1 protein-coding gene is annotated in these 1,428 nt (G+C 68.3%); it reads right to left on the reverse strand.

Going from position 1 to position 1,428, the window contains the following annotated elements; all coding sequences use genetic code 11:
* Nucleotides 1–99: 99 nt before the first annotated feature.
* Nucleotides 100–1,428 (reverse strand): class I tRNA ligase family protein (locus tag Q0066_RS12610; RefSeq protein ID WP_298133405.1); only part of this gene is annotated, 1,329 nt, incomplete at its 5' end.

Raw genomic sequence — 1,428 nt, forward strand, 5'->3', positions numbered from 1 at the left:
CCGGGTTCGACCCGGGATCTCGAAGCGGTCGATCCGGTCCGGAGATCCCGCCGTCCGCCGGGATGACGAACCCCGCTACCCGTTGTCCGCGGGCTGAGGTCAGGCAGGCACCACGTTCACCAGCTTGGGTGCCCGGACGATCACCGTCCGGACGCCGTTGGGCGTCTCGTCCGCGATCCGCGGCAGGGCCAGGGCTCGCGCGCGCAGGTCGTCCTCGGAGATGTCGGCCGGCACCTCCAGGCGTGCCCGGACCTTGCCCTTCACCTGCACCACACAGGTGACCATGTCGTCGGCGATCAACGCCGGGTCGGCGACCGGGAACGGCTCGAACGCCAGCGACTCGGCATGCCCCAGCCGCGACCACAGCTCCTCGGCGATGTGCGGGGTCAGTGGCGCCACCATCAGCAGCATCGGCTCGATCGCCTCACGCGGGACGGCGTCCAGCTTGGTCAGCACGTTGTTGTACTCGGTCAGCCGGGCGATCGCGGTGTTGAACGACAACCCCTCGTAGTCGCGGGTCACCGCATCGATGGCCTTGTGCAGCGCCCGTTTGGTGGCGTCGTCCAGGGGCGCGTCGACGATGCGCACCTCGCCGGTGACCTCGTCGATCACGTTGCGCCACAACCGCTGCAGGAACCGCTGCGAACCGACCACGGCCCGGGTCTCCCACGGCTTCGACTGATCCAGCGGACCCATGCCCATCTCGTAGATCCGGAAGGTGTCGGCGCCGTAGGAGTCATACATGTCGTCGGGAGTGACGATGTTCTTCAGCGATTTGCCCATCTTGCCGTACTCCCGGAAGACCTCCTCCCCGTGCCAGACGTAGCTCATCTCGCCGTCCGCGCCGGCAACCTCCTCGACCTCATCGGCCGGGACGGTCTGCCCACGGGAATCCCGGAAGGCATAGGCCTGGATGTAGCCCTGGTTGTACAGCCGGCGGAACGGCTCGGCCGAGCTGACCTGGCCCAGGTCGAACAGCACCTTGTGCCAGAACCGGGCGTACAGCAGGTGCAGCACCGCGTGCTCGACGCCGCCGACGTACAGGTCGACGCCACCGACATCGCCCAAGTCGGCTCCGCCGGCATCGGCCGCGTCGCGCGGACCCATCCAGTAGCGCTCCACCTCGACATCCACGAACCGGTCGTGGTTGGCCGGATCCAGGTAGCGGATCTCGTACCAGCACGAGCCCGCCCACTGCGGCATCACGTTCAGTTCGCGGCGGTAGGTCTTCGGCCCGTCGCCCAGATCCAGCTCCACCTCGGCCCAGTCGGTGACCCGGCCCAGCGGCGGCACCGGCTCGGAGGTCGAATCGTCCGGATCCAGCGCCTGCGGGCTGTAGTCGTCGATCTCGGGCAGCTCAACCGGCAGCATCGACTCGGGCAGCGCGATCGGGTGACCGGCCTCGTCGTAGACGATCGGGAACGGCTC

This window comes from Micropruina sp., assembly GCF_027492755.1.
Taxonomy (GTDB): domain Bacteria; phylum Actinomycetota; class Actinomycetes; order Propionibacteriales; family Propionibacteriaceae; genus Micropruina.